This is a genomic window from Arthrobacter sp. ISL-48, from assembly GCF_018613805.1.
GTDB lineage: Bacteria > Actinomycetota > Actinomycetes > Actinomycetales > Micrococcaceae > Arthrobacter.
In genome coordinates this window covers 217,941-238,896 of the sequence record NZ_JAGGPL010000002.1, presented here as the reverse complement: position 1 = coordinate 238,896, position 20,956 = coordinate 217,941, and the positions used below count along the sequence as shown (strand labels likewise).

The 20,956-nt window shown below is 63.5% G+C and carries 22 protein-coding genes; 9 read left to right on the top strand and 13 right to left on the bottom strand.

The window, feature by feature from the left end; genetic code table 11:
• Positions 1–13 precede the first annotated feature (13 nt).
• Positions 14–1,372, top strand: coding sequence for an aspartate kinase (locus J7E83_RS03435; RefSeq protein ID WP_214959062.1), 1,359 nt, complete (start codon positions 14–16; stop codon positions 1,370–1,372).
• A 133-nt stretch (positions 1,373–1,505) separates the two neighbouring features.
• Here the strand turns inward: J7E83_RS03435 and J7E83_RS03430 are convergent, their stop codons facing one another.
• Together J7E83_RS03430 and J7E83_RS03425 are read right to left on the bottom strand one after the other, a co-directional pair.
• Positions 1,506–1,712, bottom strand: a complete 207-nt coding sequence (locus J7E83_RS03430) for a hypothetical protein (RefSeq protein ID WP_214959060.1) — start codon at positions 1,710–1,712, stop codon at positions 1,506–1,508.
• Between the two features lie 180 nt (positions 1,713–1,892).
• Positions 1,893–2,087 (bottom strand): hypothetical protein, encoded by a 195-nt coding sequence (locus J7E83_RS03425; protein WP_214959207.1) that lies wholly within the window; start codon positions 2,085–2,087, stop codon positions 1,893–1,895.
• 143 nt (positions 2,088–2,230) lie between these two features.
• On the opposite strand from J7E83_RS03425, the gene J7E83_RS03420 reads away from it, so the two are divergent.
• The 4 genes from J7E83_RS03420 to J7E83_RS03405 are packed head-to-tail and all read left to right on the top strand — an operon-like array spanning position 2,231 to position 4,643.
• A complete protein-coding gene (locus tag J7E83_RS03420) occupies positions 2,231–2,728 on the top strand; it encodes a MarR family winged helix-turn-helix transcriptional regulator (RefSeq protein ID WP_251043397.1) in 498 nt (165 codons plus the stop codon).
• A 1-nt stretch (position 2,729) separates the two neighbouring features.
• Positions 2,730–3,326, top strand: coding sequence for a serine protease inhibitor (locus J7E83_RS03415; protein ID WP_214959057.1), 597 nt, complete (start codon positions 2,730–2,732; stop codon positions 3,324–3,326).
• Positions 3,304–4,272: a 3-methyladenine DNA glycosylase gene (locus tag J7E83_RS03410; RefSeq protein WP_214959055.1), complete on the top strand. Its 969-nt coding sequence runs from the start codon at positions 3,304–3,306 to the stop codon at positions 4,270–4,272. Before J7E83_RS03415 ends, J7E83_RS03410 begins: the two co-directional genes overlap by 23 nt.
• Complete coding sequence (locus J7E83_RS03405) at positions 4,269–4,643, top strand: serine protease inhibitor (protein WP_251043396.1); 375 nt, start codon at positions 4,269–4,271, stop codon at positions 4,641–4,643. Before J7E83_RS03410 ends, J7E83_RS03405 begins: the two co-directional genes overlap by 4 nt.
• A gap of 78 nt (positions 4,644–4,721) precedes the next feature.
• Here J7E83_RS03405 and J7E83_RS03400 read toward each other — a convergent pair whose 3' ends face one another.
• On the bottom strand, positions 4,722–7,829 hold the full coding sequence (locus J7E83_RS03400) for a S8 family serine peptidase (RefSeq protein WP_214959201.1): 3,108 nt from the start codon (positions 7,827–7,829) through the stop codon (positions 4,722–4,724).
• A gap of 308 nt (positions 7,830–8,137) precedes the next feature.
• A complete protein-coding gene (locus J7E83_RS03395; RefSeq protein WP_214959053.1) occupies positions 8,138–8,323 on the bottom strand; it encodes a hypothetical protein in 186 nt (61 codons plus the stop codon).
• Positions 8,324–8,540: 217 nt separating this feature from the next.
• On the opposite strand from J7E83_RS03395, the gene purS reads away from it, so the two are divergent.
• Genes purS through purL form a run of 3 tightly spaced genes read left to right on the top strand, consistent with a single transcriptional unit; the run spans position 8,541 to position 11,894 of the window.
• Positions 8,541–8,792 (top strand): phosphoribosylformylglycinamidine synthase subunit PurS, encoded by a 252-nt coding sequence (gene purS, locus J7E83_RS03390; RefSeq protein WP_214959051.1) that lies wholly within the window; start codon positions 8,541–8,543, stop codon positions 8,790–8,792.
• Position 8,793: 1 nt separating this feature from the next.
• Positions 8,794–9,579 (top strand): phosphoribosylformylglycinamidine synthase subunit PurQ, encoded by a 786-nt coding sequence (purQ, locus tag J7E83_RS03385; protein WP_214959049.1) that lies wholly within the window; start codon positions 8,794–8,796, stop codon positions 9,577–9,579.
• Positions 9,576–11,894, top strand: coding sequence for a phosphoribosylformylglycinamidine synthase subunit PurL (gene purL / locus J7E83_RS03380; RefSeq protein ID WP_214959047.1), 2,319 nt, complete (start codon positions 9,576–9,578; stop codon positions 11,892–11,894). The genes purQ and purL overlap by 4 nt, the downstream gene beginning before the upstream one ends.
• Before the next feature lie 82 nt (positions 11,895–11,976).
• Here purL and J7E83_RS03375 read toward each other — a convergent pair whose 3' ends face one another.
• Positions 11,977–12,270 carry a DUF503 domain-containing protein gene (locus tag J7E83_RS03375; RefSeq protein ID WP_214959199.1) on the bottom strand — a complete coding sequence of 98 codons (294 nt, stop codon included), beginning with the start codon at positions 12,268–12,270 and terminating at the stop codon, positions 11,977–11,979.
• A 76-nt stretch (positions 12,271–12,346) separates the two neighbouring features.
• Complete coding sequence (locus J7E83_RS03370; RefSeq protein WP_214959045.1) at positions 12,347–12,745, bottom strand: MmcQ/YjbR family DNA-binding protein; 399 nt, start codon at positions 12,743–12,745, stop codon at positions 12,347–12,349.
• 45 nt (positions 12,746–12,790) lie between these two features.
• Here J7E83_RS03370 and J7E83_RS03365 point away from each other — a divergent pair, with 45 nt between their 5' ends.
• Entirely contained in the window at positions 12,791–13,819 is a 1,029-nt protein-coding gene (locus tag J7E83_RS03365; protein WP_214959043.1) for an isopenicillin N synthase family oxygenase, read from the top strand.
• Positions 13,820–13,833: 14 nt separating this feature from the next.
• Here the strand turns inward: J7E83_RS03365 and J7E83_RS03360 are convergent, their stop codons facing one another.
• The 7 genes from J7E83_RS03360 to J7E83_RS03330 form a co-directional block, all read right to left on the bottom strand.
• Positions 13,834–14,259, bottom strand: coding sequence for a CoA-binding protein (locus J7E83_RS03360; protein WP_214959041.1), 426 nt, complete (start codon positions 14,257–14,259; stop codon positions 13,834–13,836).
• Between the two features lie 19 nt (positions 14,260–14,278).
• Complete coding sequence (locus J7E83_RS03355; RefSeq protein ID WP_214959038.1) at positions 14,279–15,157, bottom strand: hypothetical protein; 879 nt, start codon at positions 15,155–15,157, stop codon at positions 14,279–14,281.
• Positions 15,154–15,705 (bottom strand): RNA polymerase sigma factor, encoded by a 552-nt coding sequence (locus J7E83_RS03350; protein ID WP_214959036.1) that lies wholly within the window; start codon positions 15,703–15,705, stop codon positions 15,154–15,156. Before J7E83_RS03350 ends, J7E83_RS03355 begins: the two co-directional genes overlap by 4 nt.
• A gap of 525 nt (positions 15,706–16,230) precedes the next feature.
• A complete protein-coding gene (locus J7E83_RS03345; RefSeq protein WP_214959034.1) occupies positions 16,231–16,617 on the bottom strand; it encodes a hypothetical protein in 387 nt (128 codons plus the stop codon).
• A 114-nt stretch (positions 16,618–16,731) separates the two neighbouring features.
• Complete coding sequence (locus J7E83_RS03340; RefSeq protein ID WP_396020477.1) at positions 16,732–17,832, bottom strand: IS110 family transposase; 1,101 nt, start codon at positions 17,830–17,832, stop codon at positions 16,732–16,734.
• Between the two features lie 360 nt (positions 17,833–18,192).
• The gene (locus J7E83_RS03335) at positions 18,193–19,674 is read right to left on the bottom strand and encodes a tetratricopeptide repeat protein (RefSeq protein WP_214959032.1); all 1,482 of its coding nucleotides are present in this window, start codon (positions 19,672–19,674) and stop codon (positions 18,193–18,195) included.
• Positions 19,622–20,902 (bottom strand): tetratricopeptide repeat protein, encoded by a 1,281-nt coding sequence (locus J7E83_RS03330; RefSeq protein ID WP_214959030.1) that lies wholly within the window; start codon positions 20,900–20,902, stop codon positions 19,622–19,624. Before J7E83_RS03330 ends, J7E83_RS03335 begins: the two co-directional genes overlap by 53 nt.
• Between the last annotated feature and the right edge of the window lie 54 nt (positions 20,903–20,956).

Sequence of the window (20,956 nt, the reverse complement as noted above, 5' to 3'; positions counted from 1 at the left end):
TGAAGGTACGCGCATGAGTACGCCCACTACCGAAGTGCACACCGCTACGCAGCCGCAGGAGCTGCCGGTTGGCCCTGCCGTCACCAAACAGCTGATTGTGCAGAAGTTCGGCGGATCCTCCGTGGCAGACGCCGACGGCATCAAGCGGGTTGCCAAGCGCGTGGTGGATGCCCAGCAGGCTGGCAACGAGGTTGTGGTGGTGGTCTCTGCCATGGGCGACACCACGGACGAGCTCCTGGACCTCGCCGCGCAGGTAACCGACTCCGCACCTGCCCGCGAGATGGACATGCTCCTCTCCGCCGGTGAGCGCATCTCCATGGCACTGCTGGCCATGGCCATCAACAAGTTTGGTGCCTCGGCGCAGTCCTTCACGGGATCCCAGGCCGGCATGATCACGGATGGCATCCACGGCAAGGCAAGGATTATCGACGTCGATCCGCACCGCATCCGCACGTCACTGGACAAGGGGCACATCGCGATTGTGGCCGGCTTCCAAGGCATGAGCCGCGCGACCAACGAGATCACCACCCTGGGCCGTGGCGGCTCGGACACCACCGCCGTTGCCCTGGCAGCCGCACTGGAGGCTGATGTCTGCGAGATCTACACCGACGTTGACGGCATCTACACCGCAGACCCCCGTGTGGTGCCTTCGGCACAAAAGATCGACACCATCTCCAGCGAGGAGATGCTGGAACTGGCGGCCTCCGGCGCCAAGATCCTGCACCTGCGCTGCGTGGAATACGCACGCCGGTTCGGCGTGCCGTTGCACGTCCGGTCCTCATTCAGCCAGCACGAAGGCACCTGGGTCATCCCCAGCGCCGAAGACAAGATCACCACTCAAGAGGGAGTCGCCTTGGAGCAGCCAATCATCTCCGGCGTTGCACATGACCGTTCGGAAGCCAAGGTCACCGTGGTTGGCGTACCGGACATTCCGGGCAAGGCAGCAGCGATCTTCCAGGTCATCGCCGACGCCCACTCAAACATCGACATGATCGTGCAGAACGTCTCCACCCACGGCACTGGCCGGACGGACATCTCCTTTACCCTGCCCATCGTGGAAGGGGCGGATGCCCTGGAGGCGCTCCGGGCCGCGCAGCCGGAGATCGGGTTCGAGAATATCGAGTACAACGAACAGATCGGCAAGCTGTCCCTCATCGGCGCAGGCATGCGGTCCCACCCGGGTGTCTCCGCGCGCTTCTTCGCTGCCCTGTCTGCCGCGGGGATCAACATCAACATGATCTCCACCTCGGAGATCCGCATCTCCGTGGTTACCCACGCCGACCTGCTCGACGACGCTGTCCGCGCCATCCACAAGGCATTCGGCCTGGACAGTGAGAGCGAAGCAACGGTGTACGGCGGTACCGGCCGCTGAGCCCGCAGGGGCACGTGGCGGGACTCGAACGGCACCATGCGTGCCACCTCAACGCCAATAGCGCCGCCCTCCAGCCGTCAGGCTGGAGGGCGGCGCCATATTTTGTGGTCAAAACCCTACTTGTTGGCTTTCGTTAAGTGAGGTCTTCGCGGCGGACGGCGTAGTGGTGGCCTTGGGAATCGGTCTCCACTTCGAAGTGGGAAAGATCCTCGTCCGAGGCCTGCTCGAACTCATCGTGCTTGTGCACTACCGGTGAGTCCGTGTCGAGGCGCGTTGCCGGGCCAAAAATGAACCGGAGCCTGTCGGTAATGTTCATGAAACCGCTGAGTACGTGTGCCATAACTTCCACCCCCTTCCCGAATCCTTACGGAAGAGCCCAAACTCCCCTGACCCCAACAGGAGCCAGTGCCCTTATTTTACGCCCGGGACCCAAGAAAGGCCCCGCCGCCACTGCACTGCTGAGGCGCCAGGGTCAGCACTCCTCAAGCCAGCCGAGCCACTCTCCGACCGGCGCTGGCGTTCAGCGGAGGGATTTGTCGTCCGGGTCCCTGGGGACAGCGTACGTGCTGCCGTCTGCGCGGCGAATGGTCTCCCACTGCTGGCTTTCCGCTTCGCGCTGCGACAAGAGTTTCCGGTTCTCCTCTGTCATCTCGTGAACCAGGGAGCTGCGGTTGGCCGGACCGAAAATGGCCCTGAGCTTGCCGGTTGCCCGCATGAACCGCTGGGACGCATTGTCCTTGCCGGCAGCAGCGCCGTTGTCCGCTGATTTGCCCTTGCCCACTGATGCGGCTCCTTTGAGAGTACGAATTTCTGATACAAGAGTACTAATGATTAGTGCGCTAACTATTGGAGGCCGTGATGACGCCCATGCTGTCCCATTCGACGAACCGGCACCAGCCTGACGACGACCTGCTGCTGGAACACCAGCTGTGCTTTGCCCTAACCGTCGCATCACGGAGCGTAGTGGGCGCCTACAAGCCCGTCCTGGAGAAGTTGGGATTGACCCATCCGCAGTATCTGGTGATGCTTTGCCTCTGGGAGTCCAGTCCCCGCACTGTCCGCAACATCAGTGAGGCCCTGGCCCAGGAGCCTGCCACCATCTCGCCCCTGCTCCGGCGGCTTGAAAGCGCCGGACTCATTACCCGGCAGCGCGTGGACGGGAACGAACGCGCCCTTGCCGTGGAGCTAACCACTGCCGGAGCCGAGCTGCGGAAGCAGGCAGTCGCCGTGCCCGGCACCATGATGGAGCGGCTGGGCCTCACGCGGGAACAGGTGCGGCAACTGCACTCCTCCATGACGGGGCTGATCGCCGCCACCGCCGTCGACGTCGGCCTGCAACAGGACGTCCGGCGGTAGAATGGCATCAATCGAGGAGGCCAGCGGCGTGCGTAAATTGCTGTTCCGGGTGACGGCCCTGCTGGTGGCCGCAGGGTCATTGTCAGCCTGCACCACTACTACGGGTCCCGGCGGCCCTTCATCCAGCACGCCAGGTGCAAGCACCTCCACCGCTCCGGGCACATCGGATTCCACCGGCGCTCCGGCCCCGGACACGGAAACATCCGTCCCTGCCCCTGCACCGCCTTCATCACCCGCGCCATCAGGACCGGGGGCAGGTAACGCCGAACTGGCCATCAGTGTCAAGCCGTCCGAGACTGAACCCGCGGTGCACTACACGCTGGTCTGCCAGAACGGCCTGCCCGCAGCGGAAAGCAAGCACCCCGCCGCGGAGGCGGCATGCACTGCCCTCAAGAACAACGCCGCCCTGCTGAGTCCATCAACCAAGGGCACTGCCCAGGCCTGCACCGAACAATACGGTGGGCCGCAACAGGCCACAGTCGGCGGAATCGTCGACGAAACTCCCGTGGATGTTACCTTTGCCCGGACGAACGGCTGCGAGATCAGTGCCTGGGACGCAGCCCAGGAGATTCTGGGTGTCGCCGGTGGAGCAGCTTAGCCTGCTGGCCCCGGACGGCTGGACGGCGCGCGAAGCTGCGCACCACGAACGCGTCCGGCGCTATGCAGACCCCTACCTCGCCCGCCGATCGGCTGGCCGGAAGCATCCGGTTGAGGACTTTCTGTTCACCTATTACACGCAGAAGCCCGGCCAGCTTCTGCGCTGGCACCCGGGAGCCGGCGTCGTCCTTTCCGGCCGTGAGGCTTCTGCCCGCAGCGGCTGGAAACACTACAGGACGCTCGACGGCGGCGAACTCGCCTCCCTCGGGCTGCCAGCGGGAACTACGGCCGTCACCTTCGACCGCCGCGCCTTCCTGGCGGACAGGCACCAGGCCGTAGCCTTCGCCGCGATAATTCTCCGGGGAACGGCCGCCAGGCCTGCCCAGTTCGGCTGTTTCGGACTGCACGAATGGGCCATGGTTTACCGCCAAGACAAGTTCGACCTGCGGCACGAATACCTCCACCTGCGGCTGGGTTCCGCCGGCACAGACAAGGTGGTGGAGGACAACCGAATCCGGTGTTCGCACTTTGATGCCTTCCGTTTCTACACGCCCGACGCCGTGCCCCGTAATGAACTGACGCCCAGCCGGGAGAACCAGCGGGACCTGGAACAGCCCGGGTGCCTGCATGCCAACATGGACCTCTATAAGTGGGCGTACAAGCTGCTGCCCGCCCTCCCCAGTGAGCTGGTCATGGACTGCTTTGAGCTCTCCTGGCGGATCCGGGCCATGGATATGCAGGCCTCCCCCTATGACCTCGAGGATTGGGGCTACCCGGCCATCCGGATCGAAACCCCGGAAGGCAAAGCAGCCTACGTTGAGCACCAGCGGGCCTTCGCCGCGGAAGCCGCAGAGCTCCGTGATCGCCTCGCACGGGAACTGGCACCCCTTACGGCCGCGCCGGCTCCGGGAACCGGCACAGGGGTCGAAGGAGGAGAAGGGGAATGATGGAGCACGGCAACGGATCGGCCCTGATCGACCTGACCATCACGCTCAAGCAGGAGCCAGGCGCCGACGAGCAGGAGTTCCGGCTGGTGGCGGCGGACGGGCGGCCTGAGGCCGCATCCACCCTGCCAGATCCGGAAGCTGCGCTTGCGGCTGTAGAGCGGTTCGGCGAGGATCTGTTCTTTCCGAAGCCTGGTCCGCCCAGGCTGTGCACCCAGCAGTACGGCGGCCCGCAGGTTGCCGTGGTGACGGGAACCTTGCACTCCCGCGCTGTCAATGCCACCTTCCTACGCACAGACGGCTGCGAGATCGCCCGCTGGAATGCCCTGGCACCATTGTTGGGAGGGATCGCCGGAGCGACGGGTAGCATTTAGGCCCTGGGTCGTTCGGGGCGCAGGTAATGGTGTGTCCCGGGCAGCCCGGGACACACCATCAGTTTCTGTTACGGTTCCCTAGCTCCCTGGGACCGCGTCGGCGAGCGCGGTGTCCGGAGCTCCTGCAGGCGCTGATGTTGTACCGGCGCCCACCTTTACACTCACCCAGGTCCTGATCCCGTTTTCCCCGAGGCTCAGCCGGGAGAGGTAGGAGCCCTCAGAGAGTCCGGTCCAGTTGACCGTGGCCGTGGTGGCCACCCCGTTCGGCGCCACGATGGGGTTCGGATTGACCGTCAGGTTCCCGGCATCACCTGAGAAGCTGACGGCCTGGACCGCAGCGTTGGCGGGTCCGTTGTCCGGCGTGGCGTAGAGGTTGGCCACGATGTAGTACGTACCTGCCCGGGACTTCTCCAGGTCCAGGAACTCGCTGGCCGAAGCCGTTGCCACCTGGGTGGCCGTGAGGCCTCCACTGCCGTCCGGGCCGTAGACCACTATGTCCCAGTCGACGTCGTTCGTTTCTGCCTGGACGCCGAGACGGGCAAACGTTGCCCCTTCCGGCACCGTCACCCGGACGAGGGCATTGTGGGCATCATTCCCTGCTGCGTAGGCACCTGGCGTCTTGGTGATGGCAGTTTGGCTTATCGGGGCCAGCCCTTCGACTCCCGCAGCGATAGGGGCATCGGAACCGGACACGAGCGGCATGGTTCCGCTGCCCGTTCCGGTGGCCGAGCTGAACGAGAAGGACGGTGCAATCTGGGCATCAACCGGGCGGACCGCGAGGGGAGAACTCACTGTTCGAGGGCCCTTCCAGGTCAGGGTGCCGGTGGTGAACTTGCCCACCGGTGCACTGACGTTCTTGAAGGTGATAGTGACCTCGCGGGTTTTGCCCGCCTTGGGGAAGTTCAGGACCTGCGGCTCGACATGGACGTCGAAGCCGGGCAGCGTCACCTCAGGCTTGTATATGCCCGGCACCAGGGCTGTCAGCTGCCGCTTGACCTGGACCTCACCCACCAGGCTGCCGAGGGCAATGGACGGAAGGTTGAGGTCGCGGGCGGCAAGCGACCCGGCCTGGGGTACACCTGTCTCCACACCCTGGCCGTTCAGGAAGGCCAGCCAGTCCTTGATTCCGGAGTTGTACACGAGGCCCGGATCCAGGACCCGGGCGGCATCAATGTGGCCTGCGCCGCCCTGGAAGGGATCCCGGTTGGGCGTGCCGTCGGAGTTGACCAGGGGGTAGGCGGTGGTCATCATGGCGGACTTGACTATAGCGGGCGTCGCCTTCGGTTGTTTGCCGAGCATCAGGGCACCAAAGCCCGCGATGTGGGGGGCCGCCATGGAAGTGCCGGACATGAAGCCGAACTGGGCACCGTCATTGCCGATGGTTGAGACGCCGGCCAGAACGTTGACGCCCGGGGCGGAAATGTCCGGTTTGAGCAGGTCGCCGCCGGAGGCCAGAGTGGGTCCGCGTGAGGAGAAGCCCGCGACCTGCGGGGCCGGAGCCTGCGGGTCGCCGGTCAGGTCTCCCTTGACCAGGCTCACCGTCAGGGCGTGGTTCGCGGCAAGCTTTGACTTCAGTTCCAGGCTCTTGGGCGCGTTGACATGAACGGTGGGGACAACGTGGTTGTCGGCGTCCTCGGAACTGCTGGTGAGGTTCACGAGGATCATTCCCACGCCGCCCTTGTTCTGGACTTCGGCGCTCTTGGCCGTCCTATCCACCACACCGCGGTCGCACACTACAACCTTGCCGGCGACCTTGGCCGCATCCAGCGTGCCAGGACCGCACAGGTTGGCGCCGGTGGCACCGGCGGCCGCTGCGTCTGCCGCGATCACCACCTGCTTGTCCTGGAGTTCCGTCTTCATGATGGAGGCACCGCGGTACATGCTGCCGTCGGAGACCCGGACGGTGCCGAGCAGGTCGCTGGGGAACGTGGAGGCCGCCACGGTGGTCAGCCATGGTGAGGCGTGGTTGACGGTTGAGGCGGCCGGTCCTGAGTTGCCTGCGGACGCCGAGATGAAGACCCCCGCGGCAGCGGCATTCAGGAACGCCAGGGCCACGGGATCGCTGGTGCTGTCCGTGTTGCCGGAAATCGAGTAGTTCAGGACATCAACGCCGTCCTGGATTGCCGCATCCACAGCCTCAATCGACGCGGAAGAGTAGCAGCCGCCAGTGTCGGGGTTGTCGTCCTCCCAACAGACCTTGTAAACCGCAACCTTTGCCGCGGGTGCGACGCCGGAGCTCCTGCCGAAGCTCGCGCCGTCGATCATCTGCTCGACGTTGGCGTTGCCGGCAGCCGTGGTGGCCGTGTGGGTACCGTGGCTGCCCACATCCACAGGCGAAATCAGTTCCTGCGGAGCACGGTGTCCAGGTGGCACGTACTGCAGAAAGGAGTCGGCAAAGTACCGGGCGCTGATCACCTTGGAATTGCAGAGCGTTCCGTCAAAAGCGGCGCCGGTATCCACGCCCTTCTGGCACTCCCCCTCGAAGGTTGTGCCGTCTGCCTTGAGCATGGCGATCTTGCCGTCACCAGTGCGGTAGGGGACACCCACCTGGGCGGCTCCCTGAAGCGGCTGGACGGCCCCGCCCTGAAGGAATGGATTGTCCGGGGCGTAGCCGGAATCGATGACGCCCACCACGACGCCCTTTCCAGCGTTCTCCTGGCCTCCGAACTGGGTGGCCCATGCTCCGTCCGGTCCTGTGAGCTTCAAGAAGTCGCCGGTGGTGTAGTCGGGGGCGTTTTCAACGTCCTGGGAAACGGTCAACACCCTGCTGTCCTTGGACAGCTCCATGGCCTGGGAGGCAGTCAGCTCGGCCGTAAAGCCGTTGAGCGCGGCGGTGAACTGCTTGGTCGGGGTAACTCCCTTGTGGGCTGCCACGTCCCGCTGGGCTTTGCGCAGGTGGGCATCGTAGGCCTTGTAGTTGGGACTGCCGGCATCCAGTTTTCTGCCGTTCTGCGGTTTCGTGCCCCCAAAGCCGGGCGTCTCCCCGTCATAAGCTGCGGCCGCCTGCTCGGCGAGGACCACAATGTACCGGCCGGCCTTAAATTGTGCCGGTGAGGTGTTTTTTGATCCGATTGCCGTGCCGGGTCCGGCGGGCGCCGCGGTAGCGGGGCTCAACGCCGTCGATGTTAGGAGCAGCGGCAAACCCACGGCCAACGCCGTCGCTTTCCGGAACCCCCAGGCCCGCATGGGGCTCTTTCCAGTTGTTTTCACGAGCGACTACACCTTTCACGAAGTACCGGCCCGGCCACATGCCGGCCTGGAAAGCTGGAACGGTCCGGGTATTACAGATCTTGTAACCCTGCGCGACCAGCTGATTCAAACACTACAGAGTGATAGGTGAATATGACATAGGTCATAAATGGCTTTTTGATTCGTGTCATATGGGGATCAGCCGGGTGCCTGAGAGGCTCGCCGGAAACGCAAAAGGGCGCTCCCTTCAGGGAACGCCCGTCTGTCCATCTGTCTTTTGGGTTGTCTTTTTGGGGGGGTTCCGCCTACTGGCGGGGCGTCCGGACAACCTCACTGATCCACTGCCGCGTCTTTTCGTCCACGTGGCCCGTCACGCGGTGTTCACGGGCGGCACGGTCCGCCTTGATCTTTTGCAGCACCATGCGGCCCAGCCCTGCAAAAACTGCCACGGCGACCATCGGCAACAGCACGGATTTCGATTTCTCAGCCATTACGCAATCCTAGTGAGGCGGAGCGTACAGGGCCAGAGCCCGCCGAATACAGAGTGCAGGGCTGTGGCCGGTAGAATGGACTAGCAAGCTCGCGGAGCGCCCGTCCTCACTGTCGTACCTGCATGTCCAACAAGCATGCACCCAACACTGTGGAACGGCGTGAGACGGCACCACTCCGCTGCGCCCTTACCCAACGCTCACGCACAGGAGTTACCGGATGCCCCGGATCGTTGTCGACGTCATGCCCAAGCCCGAGATTCTGGACCCGCAGGGGAAGGCCATCGTAGGTGCACTCCCGAGGCTGGGCTTCACCGCCTTTAGCTCAGTACGACAGGGCAAGCGCTTTGAACTCCTGGTGGACGGCGAGGTGACCGAGGAGATCCTGGCCCAGGCCCGGGACGCCGCCGAGACGCTCCTGTCCAACCCGGTCATCGAGGACGTCGTCAACGTCGAGGTCGTCGAGGCCTGACATGACTGAACTCCCCTTGATCGGCGAGGCGATCGCCGTCGCCGCCGAGCCCAGGCTCGCAGGCGCCCGCATCGGCGTCGTCACCTTCCCCGGAACCCTTGATGACCGCGACGCCGCCCGCGCAGTCCGCCTGGCAGGAGCCACCCCGGTGCCGCTCTGGCACGCGGACACCGCGCTCGGTGACGTTGACGCCGTCGTGATTCCCGGCGGGTTCTCCTATGGTGACTATCTCCGGGCCGGCGCCATTGCCCGCTTCGCCCCGCTGATGTCCCAGATCATTGACGCCGCGAACTCGGACGCGAAGCTGCCGGTACTGGGAATCTGCAACGGTTTCCAGATCCTGACAGAGTCGCACCTGCTGCCGGGCTCAATGATCAAGAACGACCACCTGAAGTTCATGTGCCGCGACCAGGTGCTGCGGGTTGAAAACAGCAACACCGCCTGGACCCTCGACTACGAGGCCGGCCAGGAAATCACGGTGCCGCTGAAGAACCAGGACGGCCAGTACATTGCCGATGAGAAGACCCTGGATGCCCTTGAGGCGGAAGGCCGAGTCGTGTTCCGCTACGTCGGCTTCAACCCGAACGGTTCGCGCCGTGACATCGCCGGCATCTCCAACACCGCCGGCAACGTGGTGGGACTCATGCCGCACCCGGAGCACGCCGTGGAGGTTGGCTTCGGCCCGGAAACTGCACTGTCCGGTGGTGCCGGAATCGGCGGCTCGGACACCGACGGCCTCGGTTTCTTCACCTCCGTACTGACCAAGATTGTGGGAGGCGCAAAGTGAGTACCTCAGCTGAAACCGTCAGCAAGAAGTTCAACATCGACACCGTCGAGAACGCGGCCAAGACCCCGGATACCGAACTCCCGTGGGCCGAACTGGGCCTGAAGCAGAACGAGTTTGACGAGGTCGTGAAGGTCCTTGGCCGCCGCCCCACCGGCGCCGAGCTCGCCATGTACTCCGTGATGTGGAGCGAGCACTGCTCCTACAAGTCCTCGAAGAACCACCTGCGCCAGTTCGGCGAAAAGGTGACGGACGAGATGAAGAAGGACATGCTCGTAGGCATCGGCGAAAACGCCGGTGTCACCAACCTGGGGGACGGCTGGGCCGTCACCTTCAAGATCGAGTCCCACAACTCGCCGTCGTTCGTGGAGCCCTACCAGGGCGCCGCGACCGGCATCGGCGGCATTGTCCGCGACATCATCTCCATGGGTGCCCGGCCCGTGGCCGTGATGGATCCGCTGCGTTTCGGCGCCATCGACCACCCGGACACGGCCCGCGTCATGCACGGCGCAGTTGCCGGAATCGGCGGCTACGGAAACTCCCTGGGCCTGCCGAACATCGGCGGCGAAATGGTTTTCGATTCCGTGTACCAGGGGAACCCGCTGGTCAACGCGCTTGCGGTCGGCGTGATGCGCCACGAGGACATCCGCCTGGCCAACGCCTCCGGCAAGGGCAACAAGGTGGTGCTGTTCGGCGCCCGCACCGGCGGCGACGGAATCGGCGGCGCCTCAGTGCTGGCCTCCGAGTCCTTCGACGACACCAAGCCGTCAAAGCGCCCCGCCGTTCAGGTGGGCGACCCCTTCGCCGAGAAGGTCCTGATCGAGTGCTGCCTGGAGCTGTTCAAGGGTTCACTCGTTGAGGGTATCCAGGACCTCGGCGCCGCGGGCATTTCCTGCGCCACCTCCGAGCTCGCGTCCAACGGCGACGGCGGCATGGAGGTTGAACTGACCTCCGTCCTGCTGCGGGACCCCACTCTGACCCCGGGCGAAATCCTGATGTCCGAGTCCCAGGAACGCATGATGGCCGTGGTCACACCCGAGAACATTGCTGCCTTTGAGGCAGTCATGGCCAAGTGGGCCGTGGAGTACTCCTGGCTGGGTGAGGTGACCGATACCGGCCGCCTGATCATCACCTGGGAAGGCGAGGTCATTGTCGACGTTGACCCGCGGACCGTTGCCCACGACGGTCCGGTCTACGACCGCCCCTACGCCCGCCCGGAATGGCAGGACGCCGTCCAGGCAGATGCCTTTACCGGCTCAGTACAGGACGCCGGCCGCCCCTCAGCTCCCGCGGAATTGGCTGCCGCCGTCACCGAGCTCATCGCTTCACCGAACATGTGCGACAAGTCCTGGATCACCAACCAGTACGATCGCTACGTCGGCGGCAACACCGCCATGGCGTTCCCGGACGACGCCGGCGTGGTGCGCGTAGACGAGGAAACCGGCCTGGGCGTGGCCCTGGCCACCGACGCCAACGGCCGCTACACCTACCTCGATCCGTACCACGGCGCGCAGCTGGCTCTGGCCGAGGCCTACAGGAACGTCGCCACCTCTGGCGCTGTTCCGATGGCTGTCAGCGACTGCCTGAACTTCGGCTCCCCCGAGGACCCCGACGTCATGTGGCAGCTCGCGGAGGCCATCCGCGGCCTGTCCGATGCCTGCATGGTGCTGGGCATCCCGGTCACCGGCGGCAACGTCTCCCTGTACAACCAGACCGGCACCACTCCCATCCACCCCTCACCCGTGGTTGCGGTGCTGGGCAAGCTCGACGACGTTGCCCGCCGCACGCCGTCGGGCTGGCGTGAGGACGGCCAGGCCATCTACCTGCTGGGCACGACGGCCGCGGAACTGGACGGCTCGGAGTGGGCGAACATGCGCGGACACCTCGGTGGACTGCCGCCCCAGGTTGACCTCGGCGCCGAACGCGCACTGGGCGAGATCCTGATCAACGCCTCCCGCGACGGCATGGTTGATTCCGCCCACGACCTCTCCGAAGGCGGCCTCGCAGCAGCCCTGGTTGAGTCCTCACTGCGCTACGGCGTGGGTGCACGGATTGCGCTGCAGGACGTCCTGGACCGTGACGGCGTGGACCTGTTCACGGCACTGTTCTCCGAGTCCCAGGGACGCGCTGTCGTGGGCGTGCCACGCTCTGAGGAAGTCCGCTTCACGGACATGTGCACCGCCCGCGGTTTTGCCCACCTCCGGATCGGCGTGGTGGACGCGGCCAGCGGCAAGCTCGAAATCAACGGCGTGGAGCCCCTGTCCCTGGACGCGCTCCGCGAAGCCCACGAGGCCACCCTGCCGAAGTACTTCGACTAGGAACCTCGAACGCGCAACGCGGGGTCATTTCGCGCCCATTAATCCCCTCGTGATGGGCGAGGAGTGATCCCGCGTTGCCCGTTCAGTCCTCGCTGTGTATCTCCCGCTGCCTAGCGCTGAGCAGCTCGATCTCGGGCTTGGCTGCTACAAAGCGTTCGACGGCGGTGAGCACCTCCACGAGGTGCGCCCGGTCGGCTGCCACGAGGCCGGCGCCCACCTGCGAGCGCCGATGCTGGTCGTGGTCGCCCACCTCAGCCACGGAAACTTCGAAGCGGCGCTTAAGCTCGGCCAGCAGCGGCCTGATGACGGAGCGTTTCTCCTTCAGGCTCTGGACGTCACCGAGGAGGATATCGAATTCAATCCAGCCAACCCACATGCCATCAATGCTATCCATTGCTCCGTAACTGCCGTTCTGGGCGCTCAAAAGAGCCGTCACGGAGCAATCGATGAGGTCACCTGCTGAGCCGGGCCCAGCCGAGCTGCTCCTGCTGCTTACGGCTCAGAGTGGCCACCACCAGGTCGTAGGAGTCCTCCACCATGTCGCGCACCATGTCATCGGGAAGGGCGCCATCGAGACGCACTCCGTTCCAGTGGGTCTTGTTCATGTGCCAGGCGCCCCTGATCTCCGGATGGGCGGCGCGCAGCTGCTCCGCCAGGGCTGGCTCGCACTTCAGGCTGACGGACCAGTCGTCCGGGTCCATGGCTGAAGCCGCGAACATCTTGGCCTCATGCCTTGCACCGCCGGCAACCTGAGCGCGGACCTTGAACACGGACGTCTCCGGCCCGAACGGAAAATCCTCAAAAGCACCGGGAAACGACAGGCAGATTTTCCTCAGTTCAGCTGGCTCCATCCAGTGAGCCTACAAAGCCTTTCCCTGCGGTGCTAGTCTGCGAGCATGTCAGATGACCAGGGGACCATACCTGTTCTGGACCTGAGCACGGCACGGCAGGCCAACGGATCCTTCAGTCCGGAATTCATTGAGCAGCTCCGCGATGCCACCCACCGGGTGGGCTTCTTCCAGCTCACGGGTTATGGCGGCTCACCTGGCCAGGCAGAGGAGCTCCTCGCAATCATCAGGCGTTTCTTCGCCCTCCCCCTCGACGAGCGGATGAAGCTGGACAACCGCCTCTCTCCGCATTTCCGGGGCTATACCCGGATGGGCACAGAGGTCACTCAAGGCAGAGCCGACGCGCGCGAGCAGATCGACTACTCTCCGGAACGTGAACCAGTCACGGATTATCCCCCGGACCAGCCGTACTGGCTGCTTCAGGGCCCCAACATGTGGCCGGATGAGGCGCTGCCGGAACTGGAACCGGCCGCAATGGACTGGGCAGGGCTCATGTCCACGGTGGGCGCTGAAATCCTCCGGGCCATAGCGGTCTCCCTGCAGCTCCCCGAGGACTACTTTGACGAGCCCTTCCGGGATACACCGGCGTGGATGGGCAAGCTGGTCCATTACGTCGGCGGCGTCGTTGCGGCGGCAGGCGACCAGGGCGTGGGCTCGCACGCCGACTACGGTTTCGTCACCCTCCTCCTGCAGGACTCGGTGGGAGGCCTGGAGGTGCTGCCGCCGGGAGCCGGCGAATGGGCGGCCGTGGAGCCCATCCCGGGTGCACTCGTGGTGAACCTGGGCGAGATGCTTGAGGTGGCGACCGAGGGCTACCTCGCGGCCACTATCCACCGGGTCCAGGCACCCCCAGCCGGAGTGGACCGTTACTCGGTGCCGTTCTTCTGGTCGCCCCGGCTGGATGCCGTGATTGACCCCCTACCGCTGCCGCCGCAGCTGAAGGCGCAGGCCCGTGGCATCTCAGACGATCCGTCCAACCCGATGCTCGCCTCGTTCGGGCTCAACATGCTCAAGGGCAGGATGCGCGCCCATCCGGACGTCACGGAGCGGCACTACCCGGAGCTCATCCCGCGCTGAAACGTTGTTGCTGATCAGAGGTTGTACTTCCAGGCCTGCTGGGCCGGACAAACATTCATCACGACATCCAGGCCAGCGGCCTTGGCACGCTCTGCGGCCGCCTCGTCGATGACGCCGAGCTGCAGCCACACGGCCTTAGCGCCCACGGCGATGGCTTGGTCCACCACCGCCCCGACTTTCTGGGAGTTCACAAAGCAATCCACGACGTCGATGGGCTGCTTTTCCGGTGGAATGTCGGCCAGGGTGCTGTAGCCGGTTTCCCCGTGCACCGGATCGCCTGGCAGGTTCACGGGAATGATCTCCATCCCCAACTGATCCCGGATGAACAGCGAGGTGTCGTAGGCGGCCCGCCACTCATTCGACGTCAGGCCCACGATGGCCCACCGCCCTTTGGTCCGCATGATGCGTTCAATGACTGCCGGATCGTTGGTGTGGCCCATAAGAGAATCCTATTCCGGGCTAGTGGCTGAACTTCTTTAGCCACTGTGCACCGAGGTCCACGTTCTTCTTGGCACCCGTCTTGGCAGTCAGCGCAGGCACAGGGATGCCATGCTTCAACATTTCCCCTGATGCTGCGCCTTCGGCCGCGGTCCCGGCAAGCAGTTTCTGCGCTTTTTGCAATTCGCGGGCCACGTGGTCCGCTGACCCCTCAGGTTCCAGGCCGCCGCTTCCCGGAACCCGGCGGGAGAGTGCAGCATCGTTCCCGGGTGCCCTGCCTGTGGCCTCAGGAGCGCCAGAGGCTGCACCTTTGGCGGCGGCGTCGGCGTCGGCCGTAACGCTGTCGTCCTTTACCTGGTCCGCCTCGCCTGAGGAACCTCCTGCTTCAACGCCTGCTCCGCTGGGCGATGCGGGCGGTTGCGACTGCTTAGGTGGCGCGGGCCGCGGCCCGGCAGCCCGTGACGATGACGGTGGGTTCGCTGTCAGTGGCGGCGACGCCGGTGGTGCGCCCGGTGGGGAGCCTGCTGCGCTGGCTGATGGAACACCGGAGACGGCCCAGGAGGGACCCCAGCCCTGCAGCATGTGCTGGATGGAGGTCCTGGCCGGCTGCCCTTGGACTGAGCCAGTGGCTGCAACGCCGCTGACGCCCAGTCCCATGCCCGCAATGACAGCCAGTCCCACCACAGCGGGCCGGTGCCTGGGCAGCCAGCACCGCCGGGCCAGGGGGTCTTGGGGGCCAGCCATCAGGGCCGCCAGTTCGGCACTGGGGGCGGGTGCGGGCAGGGATGCGAACGATCCCAGGGAGAACAACGCGGCGCGGAGCTCAGGGGCATCGAACTGGCCGGCATCGAGCAGCATCCCGTCCACGATTTCTTGCCTACGGCTGGCATCGGGTGTCATGGCGCCACATATTCCTTTACTGCCGACTGCTCACGGAGCCTGGTCAAAGCCCGCCGCTGGAGCTGCTTGACCGATCCGGGGCTCTTACCCATGACTTCGGCAACCTGGTCGACGGTGAGGCCGGCGATGAGGCGCAGGGTCAGGACTTCCCGCTGCTCGTCCAAAAGGCCCTGGAGGAGGTCCAGGACTTCCTGGGGCGAGACCCGTTCCAGGGCCTCGGCTTCTGCAGAGGATTCCGCGCGCTGGTCCAGATCCGCGTCGAAGGGAAGCTGGACAGGGGTGCGGCTTTGTCTGCGGTGATCGTCCACCATTCGCGCATGGGCAACCGAGAAAAGAAAGGTGCGAAGGCCGGCAACACCGCCCCTGACGGTCTCCAGCCTGGAAAGAACGGCGAGGAACACTTCCTGCATGACCGCCTCCGGATCTTCCACACCCCGGGCCGTGAGATAGCCCAGGACCTGTGACGCATAGGTCCGGTACACGAGGCTGAAGAGCTCTGGATCGCGGGCGCCGGCCCGCAATACATCGTCTGTCAGCGCATCGGTCACGGACGTAGGGCTTTCGGTGAGGGGACTTTGCTTGCTCAGTCTAGGGCGAGTGTTGCCTGCACGGAACGCCCTTGCCCGACTAACTTTACCCGCGGTAACCAGGCCACCGCATCCGTCCCTGCTCCGAAAACTTCGCAGCCGTTAGGCTGCGGGCATAAAAGAGCCGGGCTGGAACGTGATGGGGGACAAGTTCCAGCCCGGCGCTACATAGGGGTAATCGCTCTAGGCCGCTAAAGGGTTACGCGGTGGCACAAAAAATACTGTTGTCGTTTCTGCGATACCCAGGGGCGTGTACAGGTTTTGGCAGACGCAACTTGATGCTCCTATAAGCGTCAAATTTGTCAGGGAAGCCAACAGCGTCGCCATAGATTCGGTTGGATTCGAGGGCACCGGTGTGGGCAGAGACGCGTCGCCCGACCTTCCGCTGGCTCGCTGGCGCAGCTCCATGGTCCGTAACGGTGAGGTGCTGTTGGTGCGTTCTGAAGCTTCACTGCAGCAGGACTGCAGCGGCGTCCTACCGATACATCATGACCCGGGATGGCCTGCTGGCAAACCAAACTCCTGGCGGCGCCGAAACCGCAGTGTAAGTGACGAGCCAGCAGCAGTTATCAGCGCGCCAACAACGCCTGCGATGGCACCGATCCATGCTCCAACGAAAAAGCCCACTCCTCGTAGGTCCAGTCCCCGGCCTTCTGACAGGCCGGGGACGTACGGCGGCGGGAACAGCTGTGCGGCCAAACTTCCAGCAAACATGGCGTAGAGGAAGCAGCTAAGGATGCCGACGATCAGGTAGCCGGGAATCCATCCTTTGGCCGACCTGTGGTGTGCGATGATTCCGGCAGTAATCAGGAAAAGGACCGGGGCGCTCGACAGAATGCAGAACGCGACAAACTCGAAGTCGTTGTAATCCATGGTTTCAGTCCCCCAATATGCGCGTTTTGCTCTCGGTCAGTAAATCACGGCGAGCACGTTATTTTGTTGCCTGCTCACATGCTTGGGGAGAGTTGCCGTTGGGTGAGCCATTGTCTATACGTTGGCAATCCCTCGTTCTATCCGGGAGAGGTTGGAGGGCCACTGGCTGAGTTGTTCGGCTGCTTGCTGCAACGTGACGCCGAGCTGCTGCCTGAGGGGACGGAGGTCAGTGATGTCAGGTGCTGCAATGGGGTTGAAGATCTGGCGGTAGATTTCCCGGGCGACGTAGCGTTTGAGGCAGCGCATGGTTTCTCGTTTGCTCTTGCCATCGGCCGTGCGTTTGGCAACGTAGTCCTTGGTTCGGTGGTCCGATTGCATGCGCGAGAGCACGACATGGTGGAGGGCGCTGTTGGCCTGGCGGTCACCGCCTCTGCTGAGTCTGTGACGGTTGGTTTTGCCTGATGATGCGGGCACGGGAGCGGTGCCGGTGAGGGCTGCGAACTGCGCTTCATTGTTGATCCGTTCAGGGTTGTCCCCGACTGTGACAAGGAGTTGGTCGGCGACTTCAACGCCAACGCCTGGCAGTTCGGTGAGCAGTGGGGCGTACGAATTGAGAACTTCCTGCAGGAGTTCATCGGTAGCCGCGATTTCGGATCGGAGAGATTGATATCGCAAAGCCAACGTTTTCAATGTCAACGCAGTGATGTGTTCCGTGTCGGCCGGATGCCCTGAGGGCCGTGAACGGGCTATCGCGGTGATCATCGCCGAAGTGGGCAGATCGCGATACTTCGACCGGATCATTTCTGGTGCGGAAACGAGCAGGCTCCGGATTTGGTTGATGGCGATCGTGCGCGCCTTGATCGCCGAGGTCCGCGCTGTCCGCAGGATGCGCAGACATTCCACTGGTCCGTCTTTGGTTTTGGGAGTCGAGGTGCCTCGTTCGGCAAGCACCGATTGGGCCGCCTGGTAGGCGTCCAGTGGATCCGACTTTCCCCGGATCCTTCGGTGCTGGCGGTTTGGCCTGCTAACCTCGAAGACTTTCAGTTCTTCTTTGATTAACACCCGCCACAGTTCGGCTCCGTAAGAACCAGTCCCTTCCACTCCCACGGCGCTCACCGCGCCGTGACTGCTGATGAAGCTGAGCAGTTCGCTGTAACCGGCGGCTGTTGCTGCGAACTTTTGATCAGCGATGGGTTTGCCGTATTCGGTGACCACGGCGACGTGATGTGTGTCGGCGTGGGTATCAACGCCGACAATGATTTGGGGTAGTATCTCGGTCAATATGGCGTCGGCCCTGCTCTTCCTGGTTTTGGTGTGTTGCACGTTGGCCAGGCCGGCAGACAGCACGGTAATGGGACTAAAGCGCTTCAGGCTCCTATTAGGTCATGTCCGCCTGGCTCAACGAGCTTGGTGCTGGTCCTGAACTGGTGGACGAATCATGAGAAAGACAGCGTTCGCACGCGTCAGGTGGGCGACGAGTCACGCCAGTCCAGGACCTTTACCATCATTACCGTGGGCGATGCCGGCCCTGTCCTGCAGCAGCCTCCCGCGCCCGCCCCACGTTCAGCGGCACCGTCATCGCGCATCACGCCGAGCACTCAATGGAATCAATGCAAAGTCATGACCAACTACGAACGAGATTCCGGCGACGATAAATGCCAGGAGGAGTGCCGAAGAAATGCCTATCAGTGCGAAAAGGCCCCACTGAACGCTGGGCGGTTCCAGTAGTTTGCGCACCGGAAAGGCGAAGTGCATGGCGATCCACCACCACACGCATCCTGCACTTGCAGTCAGAAGGAAAATGCCGGCGGCTGCGGGCTGCGGCCCGCCGAGACCAAGGCAGCCCAGTAGACCACCAAAGGCAAGGACAAATATTGTTGTGGCGGTCATTTCCTGCGCAGCATCGCCGAGTGGGACCTCAAGACCCTGAGGACGCAGGCCGCTGCCTTCAGAGCTGTTTCGGCGCGCCTCGATCCCCAACCATCTGAAGGCCCCATAGGCAACTGCCGCCAACACAAGAACGGCGGATACCAAAACGTTGCCTAGGATCTGGCCATGATCGCCATACAGGGCAAATAACAGAAAGGGTGTGCTGACGGATGCACCAATGGCTATCCGCCCGGTCCAGGCTGCAGCCGGATAACGTCGCTTCATTCTGCGTGCATAGCCTTGGGGCAAAGCCCGCCGTGCATCGCGGTTTATCCATGGCAGCAGAATGAGGGCAAGCCATGCAATGGTCACGATGACCACATATGCTGCCTGCGGCACCCACATCAGCAGGAAAGAGTCGAAAACGCAAAGTATCCACCATGATCTCTGGACGCGTTCTCGTATCCGCCAGTACTCGGCTGCCAGATTCTCATGGGCTTCAGACTTATGCGGATCAAGATGTAGGAGCTCCACCAAGGTGCGGATGCGTCCTGCGAAAGGCCGAACAGTGCTTTGCGCATGCATGAGGAGCAAGTCTGTGTGTAAGGGGTCGATTGCCAGCCCGGCCCTGATGTAGATCCCCGCGTCATCATGTTTCCCCAGCGCCCTTGCTATACCAGACGCCATGCACAGGTAATCGGCATCCTGGGGAGACAGTTCCATGGTCTTGAGGATGAGCCGTTCCGCCTCAAGGAGGCGCTCCTCGCCGCCCTGGTCCACCAAGGAAGCTGCGAGAAGTTGAAGGCCTTCTGCCCACTCGCCGCTGGAAAGATCCACGACTTTTCGGGCTGCGGACTCGGCTCCTGGAAGATCTTTCGACCCGGCTAACGATGCAGCTAGCCAGTACCAGGACAGGGGCTCGTGTGGCGCAAGCTCAACGGACCGGCGGGACGCGTCGAGGGCCTCCGGCCACAACCCGGCAGCACTCAGCACGCGGGAATGCTGACCGTGAAGTAGCGCGCTCTCCGGGTCCCGGGCGAGCGCTTCCATAACGACGGCGGTGGCGTGCTCATGGCGGCCTGTGGCGATCAGCGCCTCAGAGCGTTCGATCACCCAGCTGACATCCACGTTCACGTCACAACAATTTACGGGCACGCAAGTAAGTGCCGAGCTCGTCGTATGCGCCACTGGTGTTGGCGAATTCCACCACGCTGCGGGCACTCTGCAGCCACGCCTGCGTCGAGGGCCGAATTTCCTTGAGCGCTTCATTCACGTGCTGCATGGAGACGGGTTGTATTGTCCCTCGCCGGAGAGACTCCATCATGGCCTTCTCAGCAGCCGTAGTGACGACGTGTTCGAGATCGGCTCCGGAAAAATCCTCGGTACGGGCAGCGATCTTCTTCAGGTCTATTCCCGCAATCGGTCGGGAGGCGAAGTGGTGCTTGAGGATGGCTTCGCGGGCCGGTCGGTCAGGGGGCAGCACCAACAGCATGCGGTCCAGACGGCCTGGGCGCAGCAACGCGTTGTCGATGTCCCATGGGTGGTTGGTCGCCGCGAGAACGAAGAGTCCGTCATTATCGGCAGACATTGAATCCAGCTCCAGAAGGAGCTGGTTGACGACTTGGCGCATCCATCCAGCGCCGCCTGAGAGATTGGATCGTTTGGTTCCGACCGCATCAATTTCATCGAGGAACAGGACGGCAGGGGCTGCACGACGGGCGGCCTGGAAGATCTCATGGAGGTTCTTTTCAGACTCTCCGATGTACTTGTCGAAGATGTCTGTCAACGTCGCAGTCAGGAACGATGCGCCGAGTTCTCCAGCCACAGCGCGAGCCATGAAAGTTTTGCCGCAACCTGGCGGCCCATAGAGCAGCAGCCCGCCGCGCAGGGATTTTCCAAAGGCCCTGGCCACCTCGGGATTTCGCATGGGTTCCAGGAAGGACTCCGACAGCCGCTTCTTGACGGTTTCAAGCCCGCCTACATCCGCCAGTGTCACAACTGGACGTTCAATGTCGAACAGCGGGTATGCCTCGTGCTCGCCAGCCGTGGCAACGTCCGGGGCAACCATGGATTCCTCGCCGTCTACGAATGGAGCCGGGAGCAATGGTCCGAGGTCCCGTTCTGCCCTGTTCCAGTCGAAGGCCGGATCCTGCTTTGTATCCGGATCCACATGCGAAGCATCTGAAGGGGCGTTCTTAGGGTTTCCCTGGTCCGCCAGGCCTGCTGACGCCTGAACTAGAAGATCGACCGCTTCAGCGTTGGCTGCGTCCCGCGCCAATATCTGGTTCAGATGTTCGAAGGCCTCGGCGTGCCTCCCTTCCTGAATCAGGAGGCGGGCGACGTTGAGTCGCAAGGTGGCGTTGTCCGGCAGCATTTCCAGCGCTGCAAGCAAGCCCTCGATAGCTGCTGAATTCATCTGACCCTATCTATTTTGCGGCTTTATGTAGTGCGACGCCGGCGGGTCACCTCT